Origin of the sequence: Corynebacterium sp. UMB2355A, from assembly GCF_033877495.1 — a bacterium.
Taxonomy (GTDB): Bacteria; Actinomycetota; Actinomycetes; order Mycobacteriales; family Mycobacteriaceae; genus Corynebacterium; species Corynebacterium pseudogenitalium.
Genome location: NZ_CP138855.1, coordinates 44,117 through 62,425, shown reverse-complemented (window position 1 = coordinate 62,425; position 18,309 = coordinate 44,117). Strand labels below are relative to the sequence as shown.

Below are 18,309 nucleotides of genomic sequence, written 5' to 3'. Positions count from 1 at the left end.
CTTTCTGTAGTACACCCCGTGGCCGCATAGTTGTGGTTGCGGGGTGGCTTTTACTTTGAAGGAGATTATGTTCACCGTGTCAGAGCAAGAGGTTGCTCGCGAACAGCACTACGTCGACGGTCTATTTTCTCGTCTTGACGATGAAGTATCGAAAGCCCAAGCCAAACTGGAAGCGGTGCAACGAGATGTCGACCCTGACAACCCAGATTCTGATGCGCTCGTTAGGCGCGAAACCGAATATCATGGGCTGAATGCAAAACTCGATGCACTCAACCTGGCAGAAGTTGGCTTAGTTTTTGGCCGAATTGATGTGGAGGACGAATCTCCGGAGAATCTAGTCCCTAACAGCGACAATCTTGACCGACGCTATATAGGCAGGATGGGCATTGACGCCCCCGAAGACAAGTACCGGACGCTCCTCATCGATTGGCGGGCGCCCATGGCACGGCCGTTTTACCTCGCGACGACGGCGCACCCTTCAGGCGTGCAAACCCGGCGAAACATCCGTATGAGGGGTCGCACGGTGGAAACCATTGACGACGAGGTCCTCTCCGGCACAGGTACGGGTGTTGAAGCCTCGGGTGTCGGATCCGAGGCTGCGCTGCGGCGCGCCATGAATCGGCCACGCACTGCGCACATGCAATCCATCGTTGAGACAATCCAGCGTGAACAGGATGCCGTCATTCGTGACGCTACGCGTGGAGTGATGGTTGTCGAGGGTGGTCCAGGTACTGGCAAGACTGCAGTCGCTCTCCATCGTGTTGCGTATCTGCTCTATACTTGGCGAGCGCAGCTGGCGAAGACCGGCGTCTTGGTTCTTGGCCCCAATACCGTCTTTTTGGACTACATCTCGCGAGTTCTTCCGGAGCTCGGCGAGACCGGCGTAGTGCTTTCCACCATCTCAGACTTAATCCCCGGTTTTACCCCGGAAGGTAGCGAGTCGCTTGCTGCACGGGAAGTCAAAGGCTCGATTGAGATGGTCACGATTCTCAAGCGGGCTGTGCAGTCATATGAGACGGTTCCGGAGCGCGCGGTAACCCTTTCAATTGAGAACGTTCCCGTCGCTGCGACGCCGGCCATGGTTAAGGCAGCCAGAACCAAAGCACGACGGTCACGTCGTCCTCATAATGAAGCACGAGCCGTGTTTGCGGAACATCTTTGCGAACTTCTTGCGCAAGCACTTGCCAACACCATTGGTGCGGACCCTCTAGGCGGTGAGAATCTGTTATCTGCTGCGGACGTCGATCAGCTCCACGATGACCTGGCTGAAGAATCCCAGGTCCGAGAGTTTATTGACGCCCACTTCCCCACTCTGTCGCCTGCAGAAGTACTACGCAATCTGCTTGAAGACCGCGACGCAATCGCAGCTGTCGCGTATGACTACGACGACTACACACAAGATGCCCTCTTTCGGGAGCCTGGTGCGGCAACAGCCCCGTCGGATGCTGCGTTACTCGACGAGCTGTCGATTCTTATTGGTAGTAGCCCAGCGGAGGGTATTCGTGACTCCGATGACGATGCGTGGCAACAGCAGGTGGCCGAGGCAGAGGACGCGTTGGACGTCTTGGCTTCATCCGAGTCCACTGACAACGATGACGACCAGTTCGAGGCTGAGATCCTTTCTGCATCAGACGTCATTGATGCGGAAACGCTCGCGCAGCGCCAGGCGAGCACCGATATCCGTTCGACCGCAGAGCGCGCACGCGCAGATCGCACATGGGCCTATGGGCATGTGATCGTGGATGAGGCACAAGAGCTCTCACCGATGGAATGGCGGATGGTGTTTCGGCGCTGCCCATCAAAGTGGATGACATTAGTTGGAGACACCGCGCAGACTGCTTCGCCTGCGGGTTCAGACGACTGGTCAGCAACGCTGGAACCGTTTGTTGGCTCGCGTTTCCGCACGCATACCTTGAGTGTGAACTACCGGACTCCGTCGGAGATTATGGAGTACGCCGCGAAAGTTCTTCACGCGATCGACTCAGAGGCAGCGGTCCCTGAGAGTATTCGAAGCACTGGGCAACCCGTCGAGTTTTGGCCTTCCGGCACCACCCCAGAAACTGTCGCAACATACGAGGATGGGCGCACGACAGCGATCATCGACAAGTCAAATGTCGATGCGATGAAGGGACTCGAATTTGACCATGTAGTACTAATAGAACCCCAAGAAATTATCGACGCCTCTCCGCAAGGTTGGCAAGACCTCTACGTGGCGATGACCCGAGCAACTCAAAGCCTCGCCGTCATCGGTGAGATGCCATAGAACAACCTCCGGCCATGCAGTTGGCCGGAGGTTGTTACATGAAGACGTTAGCTGACGGTATGTACGATCATGACGTCGCAGTCCGATTGGCGAGCAACGTCTGCTGGGACAGACCCCAGCAGGCGACCGGTCAGAGAGTTGATACCGCGGTTACCGACCACCAGCAGTTCCGCATTGTTGTCACGAACAATCGCCATCAGAGCCTCTACTGGAGTACCCGGACGGGTCGCAGTCTGCACGTCTTTTGCTCCGTGCTGTCGCGCATGTTCTGCTGCCGCTTCAAGATTTGCCAACGCGTCCTTGTCACCGAGGATGGTGACCGAATCTTGTCGCAGGCTCTTCGTCGCGTCCGCTTCCGTTTCGTAATACGCGGTACCGATCACTAGGGTGGCACCAAATGCACTCGCCATTTTTGCAGCACGCTCAACGGCGAGCAGTGAAGACTTGGACCCGTCGGACCCTACGACGATGGTCTTGTAGTAATTGGCCATAGCTGTATTCTTGAGACCTTTCCTGATTCAGCTGTCGCTCGCTGGATAACGGTGGCGCCAACAAGCACGGTCAAATTTATAGTACCTGGTTCTCGCGCGGATGAAGGCTAGTCATGGCCTTCAGCTCGGGTATCAACGAGCATGACATCAACCGGCGCCTTCTTTGCCACGCTACCTGGGATGTTGCCGAAGACTCGACCGGCGAGGGACCGCATTCCTTTGTTTCCAACCACGAGGAGATCTACGCTGTATTCCTTTACTGATTCCAGCAGTACATTCGCAGGCTGGCCGCCACTGGAGACCAAGTTAATCTCTGGTGCCTGTTCTTCGACTGCGATCGCCTTCGCACGCCTCAAGATATCCTCGGCGCCCGATTCCGTCACGATATCGATCTTGCTCAGCTCCGCGTTGGTTGCGTTCAGCATCGAGCCCGACGCTGTGTAGTGAGCACAGATAACTGTGAGCTTCGCGTCATACACGCGGGCCAGGCTCGCAGCAGCACGAACCGCAACAAGCGAAGTTGGTGAACCGTCAGTACCGACAGCAATCGACTTATAGGTATGCATAGATTCCTCGAACCTTTCTTAGTTTCCTGTATCTTTCATACCACGAAGTTCCTTTCGGAGATCAGCAATTTCATCACGCAGTCTGCCGGCGAGCTCAAACTTCAACTCGCGAGCTGCTGCACCCATTTGCTTCGTAAGGTCGTCGATCAATGCTTGTACCTGATCAGAGGCCATCTCGGACACGTCTGGCTTCGATACAACTGCAGTATCCGAGGCAACGCCATTTTCAGCTTCACCGTCAGTGTTCTCATATACCTGGTCCAAAATGTCGGCAATCTTCTTGCGCAGCGGCTGCGGATCGATCCCATGTTCTTTGTTGTACGCCAACTGAATTTCGCGACGCCGCTCTGTCTCACTGATTGCTTCCTCCATCGACTCAGTGACCTGGTCGGCGTACATGATGACCTCTCCAGATACGTTACGAGCTGCGCGCCCGATAGTCTGAATCAGCGACTTGGTCGAACGCAGGAACCCTTCCTTGTCGGCGTCGAGAATTGCAACAAGTGAAACTTCCGGCAAGTCGAGACCCTCTCGCAGCAGGTTGATGCCAACGAGGACGTCAAACTCTCCAAGCCTCAGCTGGCGGAGCAGCTCAACGCGCTGCAGCGTATCAATGTCAGAGTGCAGGTAGCGCACCTTTACCCCGTTATCCAGGAGATAGTCAGTCAAGTCCTCAGCCATGCGCTTCGTCAAGGTAGTGACCAGCACGCGCTCGTTCTTCTCCACCCGGACGCGAATCTCGTCAATCAGGTCGTCGATTTGTCCCTTCGTCGGTTTCACCGTGACCTTTGGATCGACGAGGCCTGTTGGGCGAATAACCTGCTCAACAAACTCGCCGTGTGCTGCTTCGAGCTCGTAATCGCCCGGTGTCGCGGACATGTACACCGTCTGCCCCACGCGCGATTCAAACTCATCGAAGGTCAACGGACGGTTGTCGACGGCGCTCGGCAGCCGGAATCCAAATTCCACGAGGTTGCGCTTCCTCGACATATCGCCTTCAAACATTCCTCCAATTTGCGGGACGGTCACGTGAGACTCGTCGATAATTGTGAGGAAGTCTTCCGGGAAGTAGTCGATGAGCGTCGCTGGCGCCGATCCTGCCTCGCGGCCGTCCATGTGACGAGAATAGTTCTCAATGCCTGAGCAGAAGCCGACCTGCTGAATCATCTCGAGGTCATACTCGGTGCGCATCCGAAGTCGCTGAGCCTCAAGTAGTTTTCCGCGGTTCTCAAGGTCCTCTAAACGGTCTGCAAGCTCTTCTTTGATGGATTCGATCGCCTTTTCCATTCGCTCTTCAGTGGCCACGTAGTGGGTAGCAGGAAAGATCCGAAGCTCATCTTCTTGGCTCAGCACGTCTCCCGTGAGCGGATGAATGTAATACAAGCTGTCAATCTCGTCTCCGAAGAACTCAACCCGAACCGCGACTTCCTCATACGCGGGAATGATATTGACGACGTCGCCCTTTACTCGGAACGTACCGCGTTTGAAGTCAATATCGTTGCGCTCGTACTGGATATCAACGAGTAATCGAAGGAAGCGGTCACGCTCAACCTCTTCCCCCACGCGCAGCACCACAGAGCGATCAAGGTAGGACTGCGGCGTACCAAGGCCGTAGATACAAGAGACTGACGACACCACCACTACGTCACGACGCGACAGCAATGCGGAGGTAGCTGAGTGACGCAGGCGTTCTACATCATCATTAATGGAGGAATCTTTTTCGATGTATGTATCCGTCTGAGCGATATATGCCTCTGGTTGGTAATAGTCGTAGTACGAGACGAAGTACTCAACCGCGTTATTTGGGAGGAGCTGCCGAAGCTCATTTGCTAGCTGCGCGGCGAGCGTCTTGTTCGGAGCCATCACGAGCGTTGGGCGCTGCTGCTTTTCAATCAGCCACGCTGCCGTCGCCGACTTGCCGGTGCCGGTGGCACCCATGAGGACGACGTCTTCTTCTCCCCGGTTGAGACGTTCATCTAGCTCTGCGATCGCTTTAGGCTGATCACCCGATGGCTCAAACTCCGAGACGACTTCAAAGGGCTTTTCTCGACGCTCGATCTCGCCTACTGGTCGAAACTCCGAATGTGCCAGGACCGGATGCTCTGCTGCAAATGCCATGCAGCTCAGTCTAATGACTCAACCAGATTCCTCAACGTTGATGCTGCAACAATTCTCGCTCGACATAGTCGACCAAAGCATCCACCTGCGGAGCGAGCTCAGACAACGGACCGTTATTGTCAATCACGTAGTCAGCGGCCGCAAGTCGATCGTCGTCATCAATCTGCCGTGCTATACGGGAACGGGCGTCTGCCTCCGATAGACCGCGCAATTGAACCAGCCGCCTCACTCGCTCTTCCTCGTTCACATCGACTACAACGGTGAAGTCCATCTGACGGTGCAGCCCAAGCTCTACAAGCAGTGGCATATCGTACACAGCAACCCGGGCTCCTTCAGCTTCAGCGGCGTCGAACTGCCGTGATGACTCCTTGCGAATCGCAGGATGCGTAATCGAATTCAGCTTCTGCGTCTGTTCCTCCGAGACAAACGCCCGCTGCGCCAGCAACTTTCGGTTCAAAACACCGGAAGCGTCCACCAGGTCATCGCCGAATGCAGCAGCCACCTCTTTTAGCGCATCGCTTCCTGGTTGCAGAACATCGCGCGCGATACGGTCAGCATCGACTACGACGAAGCCACGCTCACGTAACAACGCGGCAACGGACGACTTTCCGCTTCCGATTCCTCCGGTAAGCCCAATTTTCAACATGCGTCACATAATAGGCGAAAACCCCTTCCTGGATTCCAGGAAGGGGTCGTCGATTAGCTAATAAAGACTAGTTGCCAGCGAGCTTGTCGCGAAGTGCTGCGAGCTGCTCGTCAGATGCGAGCGAGCCACCTGCGCTAGCGGTCTCATCCGCTGCCGGAGCTGCAGCGTTGGACTGCGAGGAGTAGTTCGCCTGGTCACCCGCCTGCTCTGCCGCCTCGGCAGCAGCAGCGCGATGACGCTCGATCTGTGCAGTGTGCGCCTGGAAGCGGCGCTCAGCCTCTGCGTAGCGAGCCTCCCACTGCTGACGAGCCTCGTCGAAGCCCTCCATCCACTCGTTGGTCTCCGGATCGAAGCCCTCTGGGAAGATGTAGTTGCCCTGCTCGTCGTAGGAATCAGCCATGCCGTAGCGGGACGGATCGAACTCTTCGTTGTAATCCTCGTCCGCCTGCTTCAGCGACAGCGAGATACGACGACGGTCGAGATCGATGTCGATGACCTTGACCATGACCTCTTCGCCAACGTTGACAACCTGGTCCGGTACCTCGACGTGGCGCTGTGCCAGCTCGGAGATGTGAACCAGACCCTCGATGCCCTCTTCGACGCGAACGAACGCACCGAATGGAACAAGCTTGGTGACCTTGCCCGGCACGATCTGGCCGACAGCGTGGGTGCGTGCGAACACGCGCCATGGGTCCTCCTGGGTCGCCTTCAGCGACAGGGAAACACGCTCACGGTCGAGATCGACGTCGAGAACCTCAACGGTAACCTCATCGCCGACGGTGACAACCTCAGATGGGTGGTCGATGTGCTTCCAGGACAGCTCGGAAACGTGAACCAGGCCGTCTACGCCGCCAAGGTCCACGAAAGCACCGAAGTTGACGATGGAAGAAACAACGCCCTTGCGTACCTGACCCTTCTGCAGCTGGTGCAGGAAGTCGGAACGAACAGCGGACTGCGTCTCTTCGAGGTATGCACGGCGGGACAGGACCACGTTGTTGCGGTGCTTGTCCAGCTCGATGATCTTTGCCTCGAGCTCCTGGCCAATGTATGGATCCAGGTCACGGACGCGACGCATCTCAACGAGCGACGCAGGCAAGAAGCCACGAAGACCGATGTCGAGGATGAGGCCACCCTTGACAACCTCGATGACCGTACCAGTAACTGGCTGGTCGTTCTTCTGCAGCTCTTCGATGGTGCCCCAAGCACGCTCGTACTGAGCACGCTTCTTGGAGAGCAGGAGGCGACCTTCCTTGTCCTCCTTGGTCAGGACCAGTGCGTCAATCTCGTCGCCGACCTGGACAACTTCGTCCGGGTCAACGTCATGCTTGATCGACAGCTCACGGGTAGGGATAACACCCTCAGTCTTGTAGCCGATGTCAAGGAGAACCTCATCGTGGTCAACCTTAACTACGGTGCCGGAGACGATGTCACCATCATTGAAGTACTTGATGGTTGCGTCTACAGCGGCGAGAAATTCCTCAGGTCCGCCGATATCGTTGATTGCGACCTGTGGTGCGTTGGAAGTGCGCATAAGTTAAATGTGCTCCGAAATTGAAATAGGAGATCGTATTTGGACAGGGGCATATCATCTCTTACCAGCGCGGAAAGATCCCGCAATATGAGCCGGTGATGCCCTCCTATTACGACACCACGAGACCTATTGCCCAGATATGCTCGTGCAAGAATATCGCCTTTGCCCAGCTCGCGCAAATATCAACACTCGGATAAATCCCCATCAGGTCGACCGTTAAGGCAAACAACACATCCTTCACCGAACTCGCCAACTGAGAACGCCGTAAGTCTGCCGCACCGCCGATAAGGCGCAAACTCGCAGGTCAAAGCAATACACTCGCCATCCCACACCCCCATAATTAGTCAATATTTTGTTTAATGTAGTCCATTTTTGGCCAATTCTCTTACGTTCCCCACAGACGTCTGTTAGTGTTTTCATTGCCACGATCAAGGCGCAGCAGCGATAGATAAGGCCAATCTAGAGCTGTGAAACCTCGCGAGGTGAACCGTGGCACCGCTTCTCGGGGGAACTCGGGGGAAGAAGCGGTTGATGGGGGAAGGCAGTCCCAGACGGATTGAGAAGGAGGCTCTGGGACCGTCTCGGGGCTATAGAGCGGAATAATGGGGGCCGCTCTATAGCCCCGCACTTCCCGCCCTAATGGCCAGCATCCTGCCAGTTCTCTCCGTATCCGGTAGAAACCTCGAGCGGCACGTTGAGTTCAATAGCGCGATCCATCTCCCGCTCAACAATCTCACGCACTTCATCGAGCTCACCCGGAGCGACTTCAACAACCAACTCGTCATGCACTTGCAACAGCACACGGGACTCGTAGTCAGCCAACGCTCGGTCAACGTGAATCATCGCTACTTTAATGATGTCTGCGGCAGTACCTTGGATAGGAGCATTCAGGGCCGCCCGCTCAGCATTTTCTCGGGCGACTCGGTTGTCACTGTTGAGCTCAGGCAGGTAGCGTCGGCGCCCAAACACAGTTGCGGTGTATCCATCCTTTCTGGCTTTCTCGACGACCGAGTCCAGATAGTGCTTCACCCCACCGAAACGGTGGAAGTAACTCTCCATGATTTCCTTGGCTTCACCTGGCGAGATCGAGAGCTGCGCGGCGAGGCCGTACGCAGAGAGCCCATAAACCAAACCATATGACATTGCCTTGACCCGACGGCGTAGCTCGGGCGTCACGGCGTCGATAGCAACATCAAATACCTGTGAACCGACGTAGTTGTGCAGGTCTTCGCCATCCTTGTACGCGGAGATGAGCCCCTTGTCCCCGGATAGGTGCGCCATCACTCGCATCTCAATCTGTGAGTAATCAGCGGTCAGAAGATACTCATACCCCTTACCAACGGTGAATGCTGCTCGAATCTTTTGACCTGTCTCTGTACGGACGGGAATATTCTGCAGGTTTGGATCAGTCGAACTCAGTCGGCCCGTTGAAGTCACGGTTTGGTTGAAGGTTGTGTGAATTCGGCCATCACTATGTACCGCCTTGATAAGCCCCTCGATTGTGGACTTCATCTTCTGATATTCACGATGTGCCAACAGATGATCAAGGAACGGATGCGGATTCTTTTCTGCAAGCGCCTCGATCTCCTTGGCTGCCGTCGAATACCCAGTCTTTGTTTTCTTGGTTTTAGGCAAGTCAAGTTTGTCGAAAAGAACGACAGAAAGCTGCTTCGGACTCGAAAGGTTGAGAGCTGGCTCGTCGACAAGCGTGCGGGCCTCTCCTTCTACCTGGGCAACCTTGTCAGTAAACTCCTTGCGAAGATTTTCAAGAGCTTCGACGTCAACAGCCACACCGACGTCCTCCATCCTGGCAAGAATGGGTACAAGCGGCAGCTCAAGGTCGGCATACAGCGCGTAAGAGTCGATTTCACGAAGTTCTTGAGCAAGATGTTGCGCCAGTTCCAGCACAGCAACGGCGGCATCAACCTGTGAAGTTTGATCCAACAGACTGAGTTGCTCTTGCCCTACGTCCAACTGTCGCTGCAAGTGACGCTGGTATACATCAGCCAGCGCATAGGTGCGCTGCCCCGGGCGAAGCAGGTAGGCAGCAATCGCTGTGTCATGCGCAATCCCGCTGAGTGTGATACCTCTGCCCCGCAGCATGTGATACATAGCTTTACCGTTGTGGAGGTACTTGGGGTCATCTGACTCCAACCAGTCCTTCAGCGCAGCATCCTCTTCAGGGGTAAGCTCCGCTGTTTCGCGTTGGATGCCGTGCCGCTCCTTATCGACGATCCCAATCGCAGTAGCATCGCCGTTTGCCGGCACCGGACTACCGTCCACATACAGTGCTAATCCTTGCTCCCTATGGGAAGCGATCCATTCGTCCAACGGCCCTTCGTCGATCACAACTTCTGGAAGCTCCACAGGCAAATGCTCTTCGGCGTCCCCTTCCGTAGGAAGCGCGGATAGCACACGTTCGCGAAGATTCGTGCCGAACTCCAAAGAATCAAATCGCTTCGCAATAGCACCGATGTCTACGGCCTTTAGCTCCAAGTCATTTGGCGTAACAGGGAGCTCCACGTCGGTGACCATCTGCGTTAGTTCACGATTGAGCTGCACTTGCTCGATACGGTCTCGGAAGTTTTGACCTGCGACTCCCTTGATTTCATCCGCGTGGTTAACGAGTTCTGCAAGCGAACCGTATTGCGTGATCCACTTTGTCGCCGTCTTCTCCCCGACCTTCGGAACCGAGGGGAGGTTATCAGACGGGTCTCCCCGAAGCGCCGCAAAATCCGGATACTGTGCCGGAGTCAGCCCGTACTTCTCCTCGACCTTGTCCGGAGTGAAACGTGTCATCGTCGAAACCCCGCGCATCGGGTACAACAGCGTCGTTGAATCGTCTACCAGTTGTAGGTAGTCGCGGTCCCCTGAAACCAAGACAATTTCGAAATCCTGATCAACGCGAGCCTGGTGCACCAGCGTCGCCACGATATCGTCAGCTTCAAAATTCTCCTTCGACAAGCTGATGATTCCGAGGTCCTCAAGACACTCCTGAATCAGCGGAACCTGCCCCTTAAACTCTGGCGGAGTGGATTCGCGCTGAGCTTTGTACTCCGGAAAACGTTCCGTTCGAAACGTCTTGCGCCCCACATCGAACGCCACACCAATATGCGTCGGTGCTTCTTGCGCCACAACGTTGGCGAACATCGACAAGAAGCCATACACCGCATTCGTTGTTTGGCCACCGGTCGTCGAAAAGTTTTCAGCAGGCAGAGCGTAGAACGCTCGAAATGCCATGGAGTGTCCGTCAATGAGCAATAACCGTTTCTTCACGGCCCCTAGTGTAGACGTACGTCCCGACATGACGACTCAAACAAGAAAACCCGGCTTATGGCCGGGTGTTGTGCCCCAGGTGAGACTCGAACTCACACTGGACGGGTTTTGAATCCGTTGCCTCTGCCAATTGGGCTACTGGGGCGACGTCGCAAAGTATATAGCAGGCAGGCGCTCCGGCGTGAATCGCAGCTCGAAATCAGCTAAATCGCCAGTTCACTACGGGTATCTAGAATTTGTCAGGTAGGGTGATGAGCGCCGTATAGTGAGTAGAGCGCAGGAGGGCACAGTGACACCAGTTCTGATCGGGATTTTCCTGGCCATTTTTGCCGGTGCAGCGCTCCAACGAATTTCAGGAATGGGGCTCGGACTAATTGCGGCCCCCGCACTCTCTGTCTTACTCGGTCCGGTATCCGGCGTGCTCATGGTCAACGTATTAGCCACCGCCAACGCGATTGCCAACACCTATTCCATGCGCGAGCGCGTTGATTGGAAACGCTTTGCCCCAATTGCTGGAACCCTTGTTTTGGGTGCGGTACCCGGCGCATTCCTCATACGGGCAGTTTCAGCTAGCTTGCTTCTAATCATCGTTGGCGTTCTATTGTTGATCGCGCTCGGCACAGTGACGTTGGGAAAACGCTACATACCGAATATTGAAGGCACCGTACCTTCTGTTATCGCAGGTTCACTTGGTGGTTTCATGAACACGTTGGCAGGCGTAGCTGGCCCATCAATCACCGTGTACGCACACGCAGCCCGCTGGCCCAAGGAGATCTACGCGGCAACACTCCAGCCAATCTTCCTGGTCAGCGGCGCACTCTCTTTCGCTATTAAGGAAATCACTGGTGCAGCAAACCTTTCAGCGGTAACGCCCGAAACGTGGGTGGTTGGCATTTTTGCGATGGTGCTGGGCATCGTCGTTGGCACCCGCATGGCACCACGGGTACCAGTGCAACTGGGATATCGAATAGCACTCGCCCTGGCGATCTTCGGCGGGTTCACCGCACTTGTGCGCGGTCTACTTGGTACCGGAGCATAATCCACTGACCAAGACTACTTTTAAACTGAGCCCCAAACAAACCACAACAGCACCGGTTCCTTTCCAGTATCCGGTTGTAGAGCCATAAACACGCGCTTGGCGCGCGACACGGTATCTAATTAGCCTCAGATAATGGACAATTCATTCCAGAACGAATAGTATGTAAGCCATGGGTAGACCACGAGAGTTCGATGAAGACGAAGTCATCCGCAGGGCCATAAAGCTTTTCGGTGAACGCGGGTATACAGCACAGTCCGTTGACGCAACTCTTACCTACCTTGAGATAAATCGTTCGAGCTTCTATAAAATCTTCGGTTCCAAACATGGCCTGCTGAGAACGGCGCTGGAAGCAGTATGCCGAAGCGCTAAGACAGGTGAAGTGACACTAGAAGCCAAGAGTTTTGTTGCAGTCACTCTCGTGGAAGTCGCGCCCGTAAGCCAAGAGCTACGCCCCTTGATTCTCGAAGCAAATTCCCTTTGCTTTGCTGGAGGCCCAGCAGCACTAGGCAAACACTTACTCGACCGCGCAAGCAGCACTTCCAAAGGAGAGGCACAATGAGCAACAACAATCTCAAATTCACCGACGCTACTCTGGTTGTTGAGCCGCTCGGCTTAGATAAGATTTGGTCGTTCAAAGGATCCATCGAGGTTCCCTGGGAACATGTACGCGGAGCTACACATGACCCGGGTATGAAGAACGAGCCGAAGGGTTTTCGCTGCCCAGGACTAAGGATGGGAGAAAAGCTTGCGGGAACGTTCCACTCAGATGGTGAAAAGCTGTTTTGGAACGTCAGCGGATTCGAGAATACGGTCGTAATCGAGTTAGCTGATGAGAACTTCGCCCGCCTCGTCCTCACAGTTGATGACCCAGTCACAACTGTTGAACGCATCAACGAGTTGGCATCAGCCTGATAGCTAAGTTTCGTACAAAAGGAGCCTGGTCGAGGGAATCCTCGACCAGGCTCCTTGTGCCCCAGGTGAGACTCGAACTCACACTGGACGGGTTTTGAATCCGTTGCCTCTGCCAATTGGGCTACTGGGGCGTGCCTGCTCAATATAGCGCACGGCGCGAGCAGAACAACAATCGGACGCCGTTAAGGTCAGCGCACAGTAGAGCCGGGTTGGTTTGGTAGCAGATCAAACTCATCGATTGCCTCGAACGAGGCCTGCGCGTCATCTTCCGAAATGACGTCCATTGCGAATCCATTCTGGATGAGCACCCACTGCCCCACCTCAACTTCTGGAAGATATGCGAAGCAGCATGGCCGCTCCTCACCCTTCATATCGATGGCCCCCATCGGCATGGGGCTGGACAGGTCGCCAGTGCTGAGCACTTTCGCTGGAACTCCAAGACACATCGCTACATCATTTCCTTTCAATGTTGATGTTCATGGCGCCTTCCGGTGCCGAGGTGCACGGCAGGCAAGGATCCGCGCTACGGATCGCATACTCCATCTCTGCAGGAGTCGATGCCTCTGTGAGCATCCGAGCAAGCCATCCCTCATTTTGCGCGGTAGGGCTCAAAATCTGGCAATCGATCAGATTGCCGTCTTCCACAGTGTAGCGGTGCACCAACAAGCCTCGAGGACCGTCAACGATTCCCGTTACGGTGCCATCGCGCAGTGAATTATCGACGACGACCGGCTCAGCCAACAGCTCAGGAACCTGCAAAAGCTTTTCGATATCGTCGAGTACCGAGCGCACAAGCGCAAACTGGGCGTCGCGCGCGCTCAGATGGGGGAATCGCGCAACTGGGCCTACCCGGTAGTCGCGCCAGTGGCCGTCGATAAGTACCTGGGGCCGCGGGGTGATAGCACCGGGGTGCTGCTCTCGAACGTGCTCATAGAAATCATGCGCTGGGAACACATGCAGCTCACCCTCGAAACGCGCGGCAATGCACTCTCCTAGTGGATCTGCTGCGCCGTCGGCATCACATGCAAAAAGGTCGGCAAGCTTTGGAGGATGCTGTTCCACAGGCTCAACCGGTTGGGAAGGCAAGAGACTACGGATCGTCGAGACGCCTTCAGCTGCGCGCTTGACCTCATCGGCATCGGCGTGTGCGTGCACTCCCCCAGGAATCGCAACATCGGGAAAGTGACCCGGACAACCGGCGGCACGCAGCACCAGCTTCGCAAATTTGCGGATCTCTAATCCATGGTCAGGCAGCAGGCGCGGTGCGAGCGTGTCAAGGACCGAACCCGCATGAAGAAGGCGCCGGAGCTGCACGGCCTGCTCGCTCATCGAATCGCTCGACCCAACAAGTTGGTCAAGTGCTCGCATCCCCGCCAAGTGGTGCGTTACCGGGCACAGCCCACAGAGTCGCGTCACGATAGTCGGAACTTCGCTCGCGCGCTTGCCCACTAACAGCTTGTCGACGCGCGGCACGCCGGCGATGTCGAAGCGTGCCGTGCGTTCATTTCCCTCACCTTCGACAATGACTGTCGCTGCAAGCGGATCGATGACGGCGTCAAGAAACAACTTCTCTGACAAATTCCATGCTCCTTACTCGCGTTGCCTACCCCAATTGAACATAATGGGGGTATGCATGAATTGAGTCTACTTCGCGGGGTAATCGATGCGGTCAATGAGTCAGTGCCCGGCCGAAACGTCCTGGCGGTCGGCATGAAAGTAGGCACGCGCTCCGGAGTTGATGTGTATGCGCTTCGCCAAGCATGGGACCTTGCACGCGTCGATACCACCTGTGCTCACGCCCGGCTCGACTTGGACATTATCCCCGCGGCAGTCTGGTGCCCTCAATGTGAAGATACCGTCGAGATTGACGAATACTTCGCGCTGCGATGCCCTAAATGTGACACCCCCACTGCAGATCTGCGTGGGGGTGACGAGTTCCAAATTACTTGGATTGATGTTGAGTAGCTTCGGCTGTCCACTCCTTTAGCAGCTGCCGGGCCCGCTGCACTGCTTCTGGAATTGCAGCACTGATCTCCTCACTCAGCGATGTACGGAATTCGACGTCGCGCGCCGTGATACCCACAACCGCCACGTTGTCGGGTTCTTGACCTGTGAGGCGCGCGGCGCTCAACAGGTCCAGCAGTCCCACCTGGTGAGGCGATAGCTGCTGTTGCAATAGGCGCGGAATTTGATCACCGACGAGCACAGCCACATCACCTGGCTGGCCCTGTTTGAGCCCATCGAGCACCAGCAGGTAGTCGGCGTCCTGCACCATGGGTAGGATCTCCATGCCAGACGTTCCTCCATAGATGAAGTTCACGCCCTGGATCGGGTCCGCCTCAAGCTCGCGGAGGATGGCCAGCCCAACTGCGTCATCCGCCATGATCTCGTTTCCAATGCCAATGACGTTGATAGTGACGCCATCAAGCGTCACCAGCTCAGGCGATGGCACCGGGACATCTGGCGCGGGACGAAGCTTCCTCGTGACCGTCATACTCTACTCAACCTCAGGGCCGTCAACCGGCTTCGTGCCCTTCGGCAACCAAACACCGCCGTTGATCATTGCAGACAGGCCACCGTGGCGCTCCGTCGCATCGGCACGGAACACAAGGTAGACGTGCAGAATGACGAAAGCCCAAATAATGAACATGATCAATGCATGCACCAAACGGAAGTATGGGATGCCGATCCATTCCACAGGTGCAGCCATGAGCCGCCAGAACCAGCTATCCTGCTTTGGCAAACCGAAAAGCGCAAGACCAGAGTAAATCTGCACCATGCACATGGCGTAAATGCCCGTGTACGCCGTCTGCTGGAGACCATTGTGGCCAACACGTGGTGGCGGTTCGTTCGTAAGGAGCAGGTAGTATTTCGTCTGCTCCCACATCAACTTCAGATCATCTTGGCTTCGCACTGGCCACAGTGCCCGCCACTTCATCTGTCGTGTTTGAGCGAACACCATAATGGCTAGGCGCCAGATAGACAGTGCGATCCACGCGAAGGCTGCAATGAAGTGGATGAGACGGTTCCAGCCCATGAGCATTCCGGCATCGTGAGCATTCGAAGGACCGAAGAATGGATCCATGATGTAGTAACCAGTGATCGTCATCATGATGATCAAAATCATGTTGATCCAGTGCTGCCAACGCAGTGCAACCGGCCACATCTCGATGCGGGTGTAGCCGCCCTTGGATACAGGACGCGGACGGACATGGTCGCCGATGCCGAATGCAATATAGCCTTTGAGTACAAATTCACCGGTCTTGTCGCCATCTACAGGTGCAACGGCGACGCCCATGCATCGATTGCCGAACTTCGAAACTGTGTCGACGTTCTGCATCATCGTCTTCATCTCATGCTTATCCCATGCAGATGCTTGAACTACCGATGCAAGGTCTCCACGCATGACCGCTACGTCCTGGCGCTCGCCGAGCAACTTTGCGTCACGCACGACCGAAAGCGAGTACTTTCGGCTTGGCGTCGCGGGGCTGAAGCTCTCCACGGTGCCGTAGACGTAGTCGGGGTCAACAGCACGCAGCAGCGCCTGATCAACAGGATCTGGCGAGTTCCGGCTGCGACGATGCCAGGCGCAACAGTGTTTCCGCACCAATATCGTCTATCGGCCGTGATTCTGTGACGCTCAACACCAGATTTTTATCTGGAGCGATCTTGCGAGTCTCAGGCACGCCACCCGAGCTCGAAGAAGCACGGTTTAGCTGGGTGCTCATTGCGTGATCACCTTCACAAGTTCATTGCCTTCCGTGTCCAGCAGGTGCACAGCACAGGACATGCATGGATCAAACGAGTGGATGGTGCGAAGTACCTCTAGCGGTTCCTCTGGGTTGGCCAGCGGGTGCTTGCCATTCGCCAGAGATTCCTCGTATGGGCCCATCTTGCCCTCAGGATCACGACCACCGGCCAGCCAGGTGGTCGGCACGACGGCCTGGTAGCGCTCCGTCTTACCATCCTTGATCTTGGTCCAGTGGCTGAGAGAGCCACGGGCGACTTCCATCATGCAGAAGCCTTCTGATTCCTTCGGCCAGGAAGAAGGTTCCCACTTGCTGGAGTCGAAGACGTCGTAGTCACGCTTGCGCAATCCTTCGATGAACTCGGGCAGCAACACATTGGTCATGGCCTCAGAAGTCGTTACAGCTTCCAGAGCACGAGCCAGCGTACGGCCACCGGTCGAATTCAGCTGTTCGAGCTTAATGCCGAGCTTCTTCAGCGCATCATCAACGAGGCGCTTCGTGCTTGGCTCGTTCTGAGCATATGCGAGCAGGATACGGGCAACTGGGCCAACCTGAACGACGTGGCCGTCGTAACGCGGCGCCTTAGACCAGGTGTACTCCTCGTTATCGCCGAGCCATTTATACGGCAATTTAGGACCGGTGTAATCGGCGATAGTGTCGCCCTCAAATGGGTGTTTGCCTTCGTTCTTGTCATCCTGTGCGAACCATGCCGAGGAAACGTATTCCTTGAACAGGTCCGGATTGAGCTCATGGACCTTGGAGTAGTCACCGTTGAGCAGTACACCCGGAGTGATGTCCGTGTGCGTGTACCCCATGGTTCGCTCCATGTGATCACCACGAACTGTTGCGCCAGCCATACCAACCGCGAGGAAGTTCGGGGCAGCCGCACCAATATCAAAGTAATCCTTGTACACGCCCATAATCGCCATTGCGTCAGGCAGGTACACACCGTTGATGAACTCATGGATCTCTGCGACCCAGTTCTTGATTTGGTCAATCGAAACCTGGTTGACCGTCTCTGACTTATCCTGGTCGATCGTGCAGGCCATACCCCCGACGAGGAAGTTCGGGTGCGGATTCTTACCGCCAAACACCGTATTGATGCGGATAATCGAGCGCTGGAACTGCAACGCATCGAGGTAGTGCGAAACCGCCATCAAGTTTGCTTCTGGTGGCAGACGGTAGTCCTCGTGGTCCCAGTATCCACCGGTGAAGATAGAAAGCTGACCGGAATCAAGAACCGAGTTCAAGGTGTCTTTCACCTGCTGGAACTTGTCGACGGAGTTGAGCTTCCAGTTCGAACCTATCGATTTCGCAAACTCGACTGCCTTCTCTGGGTCAGCCTTTGCTGCGGAGACAACGTTCACCCAGTCAAGGGCGTGCAGGTGGTAGAAGTGCACAACATGGTCGTGAATTTCCTGGCTTGTCAGGACGAGGTCACGAATAAGCTGCGCTTGCTTTGGGATGTGGCTTCCAATCGCGTCTTCGACGGCAACAACACTTGCCAGGGAGTGGACACCAGTGCAAACGCCACAGATACGGCCAACAAACGCCCAGACGTCGCGTGGATCTCGACCTTCTACAATCTTCTCAATGCCGCGGAACATCGTGGTCTCGCTCCAAGCGTTGGTGATGGTGCCGTCTTCGACTTCCATCTCCATGCGGAGGTGACCCTCGATACGCGTCAACGGGTCTACAACAACTCTTTCAGCCATTTT

General features: G+C 55.7%; 16 protein-coding genes and 2 tRNA genes. 5 read left to right on the top strand and 13 right to left on the bottom strand.

Annotation, left to right across the window (positions count from 1 at the left end):
* Positions 1 to 67: 67 nt before the first annotated feature.
* Complete coding sequence (locus R0V12_RS00320) at positions 68 to 2,263, top strand: HelD family protein (protein ID WP_320072654.1); 2,196 nt, start codon at positions 68 to 70, stop codon at positions 2,261 to 2,263.
* Positions 2,264 to 2,310: 47 nt separating this feature from the next.
* Here the strand turns inward: R0V12_RS00320 and R0V12_RS00315 are convergent, their stop codons facing one another.
* The 7 genes from R0V12_RS00315 to R0V12_RS00285 all read right to left on the bottom strand — a co-directional run bounded on the left by R0V12_RS00315 (position 2,311) and on the right by R0V12_RS00285 (position 11,036).
* Positions 2,311 to 2,754: a universal stress protein gene (locus tag R0V12_RS00315; protein ID WP_070362531.1), complete on the bottom strand. Its 444-nt coding sequence runs from the start codon at positions 2,752 to 2,754 to the stop codon at positions 2,311 to 2,313.
* A 107-nt stretch (positions 2,755 to 2,861) separates the two neighbouring features.
* On the bottom strand, positions 2,862 to 3,320 hold the full coding sequence (locus tag R0V12_RS00310) for a universal stress protein (protein WP_070362532.1): 459 nt from the start codon (positions 3,318 to 3,320) through the stop codon (positions 2,862 to 2,864).
* A gap of 18 nt (positions 3,321 to 3,338) precedes the next feature.
* Complete coding sequence (gene uvrB, locus R0V12_RS00305; RefSeq protein ID WP_320072653.1) at positions 3,339 to 5,438, bottom strand: excinuclease ABC subunit UvrB; 2,100 nt, start codon at positions 5,436 to 5,438, stop codon at positions 3,339 to 3,341.
* A gap of 31 nt (positions 5,439 to 5,469) precedes the next feature.
* Positions 5,470 to 6,084, bottom strand: coding sequence for a dephospho-CoA kinase (gene coaE / locus R0V12_RS00300; RefSeq protein WP_320072652.1), 615 nt, complete (start codon positions 6,082 to 6,084; stop codon positions 5,470 to 5,472).
* Between the two features lie 67 nt (positions 6,085 to 6,151).
* Positions 6,152 to 7,615 carry a 30S ribosomal protein S1 gene (gene rpsA / locus R0V12_RS00295; RefSeq protein ID WP_070362535.1) on the bottom strand — a complete coding sequence of 488 codons (1,464 nt, stop codon included), beginning with the start codon at positions 7,613 to 7,615 and terminating at the stop codon, positions 6,152 to 6,154.
* A 636-nt stretch (positions 7,616 to 8,251) separates the two neighbouring features.
* Positions 8,252 to 10,921, bottom strand: a complete 2,670-nt coding sequence (gene polA, locus R0V12_RS00290) for a DNA polymerase I (protein WP_320072651.1) — start codon at positions 10,919 to 10,921, stop codon at positions 8,252 to 8,254.
* A 41-nt stretch (positions 10,922 to 10,962) separates the two neighbouring features.
* Positions 10,963 to 11,036: transfer RNA gene (locus R0V12_RS00285), tRNA-Leu, on the bottom strand.
* A gap of 144 nt (positions 11,037 to 11,180) precedes the next feature.
* Between R0V12_RS00285 and R0V12_RS00280 the strand changes: the two genes are divergently transcribed.
* From R0V12_RS00280 to R0V12_RS00270, 3 genes are all read left to right on the top strand, one after another.
* Complete coding sequence (locus tag R0V12_RS00280; protein ID WP_256022016.1) at positions 11,181 to 11,930, top strand: TSUP family transporter; 750 nt, start codon at positions 11,181 to 11,183, stop codon at positions 11,928 to 11,930.
* A gap of 169 nt (positions 11,931 to 12,099) precedes the next feature.
* Positions 12,100 to 12,489 (top strand): TetR/AcrR family transcriptional regulator, encoded by a 390-nt coding sequence (locus R0V12_RS00275; RefSeq protein WP_320072650.1) that lies wholly within the window; start codon positions 12,100 to 12,102, stop codon positions 12,487 to 12,489.
* Entirely contained in the window at positions 12,486 to 12,842 is a 357-nt protein-coding gene (locus R0V12_RS00270) for a hypothetical protein (RefSeq protein WP_071573923.1), read from the top strand. Before R0V12_RS00275 ends, R0V12_RS00270 begins: the two co-directional genes overlap by 4 nt.
* A gap of 57 nt (positions 12,843 to 12,899) precedes the next feature.
* Here R0V12_RS00270 and R0V12_RS00265 read toward each other — a convergent pair.
* From R0V12_RS00265 to R0V12_RS00255, 3 genes are all read right to left on the bottom strand, one after another.
* A tRNA-Leu gene (locus R0V12_RS00265) sits at positions 12,900 to 12,973 on the bottom strand.
* A gap of 57 nt (positions 12,974 to 13,030) precedes the next feature.
* Positions 13,031 to 13,288, bottom strand: coding sequence for a HypC/HybG/HupF family hydrogenase formation chaperone (locus R0V12_RS00260; protein WP_070362538.1), 258 nt, complete (start codon positions 13,286 to 13,288; stop codon positions 13,031 to 13,033).
* A gap of 7 nt (positions 13,289 to 13,295) precedes the next feature.
* Positions 13,296 to 14,420 (bottom strand): reducing hydrogenase subunit alpha, encoded by a 1,125-nt coding sequence (locus tag R0V12_RS00255; RefSeq protein WP_256008526.1) that lies wholly within the window; start codon positions 14,418 to 14,420, stop codon positions 13,296 to 13,298.
* 51 nt (positions 14,421 to 14,471) lie between these two features.
* On the opposite strand from R0V12_RS00255, the gene R0V12_RS00250 reads away from it, so the two are divergent.
* A complete protein-coding gene (locus R0V12_RS00250) occupies positions 14,472 to 14,807 on the top strand; it encodes a hydrogenase maturation nickel metallochaperone HypA/HybF (RefSeq protein WP_320072649.1) in 336 nt (111 codons plus the stop codon).
* On the opposite strand, the gene R0V12_RS00245 is transcribed toward R0V12_RS00250, so the two are convergent.
* From R0V12_RS00245 to R0V12_RS00235, 3 genes are all read right to left on the bottom strand, one after another.
* Positions 14,785 to 15,336 carry a HyaD/HybD family hydrogenase maturation endopeptidase gene (locus R0V12_RS00245; RefSeq protein ID WP_320072648.1) on the bottom strand — a complete coding sequence of 184 codons (552 nt, stop codon included), beginning with the start codon at positions 15,334 to 15,336 and terminating at the stop codon, positions 14,785 to 14,787. The genes R0V12_RS00250 and R0V12_RS00245 overlap by 23 nt on opposite strands.
* A gap of 3 nt (positions 15,337 to 15,339) precedes the next feature.
* The gene (gene cybH / locus R0V12_RS00240) at positions 15,340 to 16,449 is read right to left on the bottom strand and encodes a Ni/Fe-hydrogenase, b-type cytochrome subunit (protein WP_320072647.1); all 1,110 of its coding nucleotides are present in this window, start codon (positions 16,447 to 16,449) and stop codon (positions 15,340 to 15,342) included.
* Positions 16,450 to 16,566: 117 nt separating this feature from the next.
* Positions 16,567 to 18,306: a nickel-dependent hydrogenase large subunit gene (locus R0V12_RS00235; protein ID WP_070479130.1), complete on the bottom strand. Its 1,740-nt coding sequence runs from the start codon at positions 18,304 to 18,306 to the stop codon at positions 16,567 to 16,569.
* Positions 18,307 to 18,309 lie beyond the last annotated feature (3 nt).

Excerpts from the sequence above, each read along its gene's own strand:
- R0V12_RS00320 (WP_320072654.1), top strand. The coding sequence starts at position 68 with ATGTTCACCGTGTCAGAGCAAGAGGTTGCTCGCGAACAGCACTACGTC.
- R0V12_RS00315 (WP_070362531.1), bottom strand. The coding sequence starts at position 2,754 with ATGGCCAATTACTACAAGACCATCGTCGTAGGGTCCGACGGGTCCAAG.
- R0V12_RS00310 (WP_070362532.1), bottom strand. The coding sequence starts at position 3,320 with ATGCATACCTATAAGTCGATTGCTGTCGGTACTGACGGTTCACCAACT.
- uvrB (WP_320072653.1), bottom strand. The coding sequence starts at position 5,438 with ATGGCATTTGCAGCAGAGCATCCGGTCCTGGCACATTCGGAGTTTCGA.
- coaE (WP_320072652.1), bottom strand. The coding sequence starts at position 6,084 with ATGTTGAAAATTGGGCTTACCGGAGGAATCGGAAGCGGAAAGTCGTCC.
- rpsA (WP_070362535.1), bottom strand. The coding sequence starts at position 7,615 with ATGCGCACTTCCAACGCACCACAGGTCGCAATCAACGATATCGGCGGA.
- polA (WP_320072651.1), bottom strand. The coding sequence starts at position 10,921 with ATGTCGGGACGTACGTCTACACTAGGGGCCGTGAAGAAACGGTTATTG.
- R0V12_RS00275 (WP_320072650.1), top strand. The coding sequence starts at position 12,100 with ATGGGTAGACCACGAGAGTTCGATGAAGACGAAGTCATCCGCAGGGCC.
- R0V12_RS00270 (WP_071573923.1), top strand. The coding sequence starts at position 12,486 with ATGAGCAACAACAATCTCAAATTCACCGACGCTACTCTGGTTGTTGAG.
- R0V12_RS00260 (WP_070362538.1), bottom strand. The coding sequence starts at position 13,288 with ATGTGTCTTGGAGTTCCAGCGAAAGTGCTCAGCACTGGCGACCTGTCC.
- R0V12_RS00250 (WP_320072649.1), top strand. The coding sequence starts at position 14,472 with ATGCATGAATTGAGTCTACTTCGCGGGGTAATCGATGCGGTCAATGAG.
- R0V12_RS00245 (WP_320072648.1), bottom strand. The coding sequence starts at position 15,336 with ATGACGGTCACGAGGAAGCTTCGTCCCGCGCCAGATGTCCCGGTGCCA.
- R0V12_RS00235 (WP_070479130.1), bottom strand. The coding sequence starts at position 18,306 with ATGGCTGAAAGAGTTGTTGTAGACCCGTTGACGCGTATCGAGGGTCAC.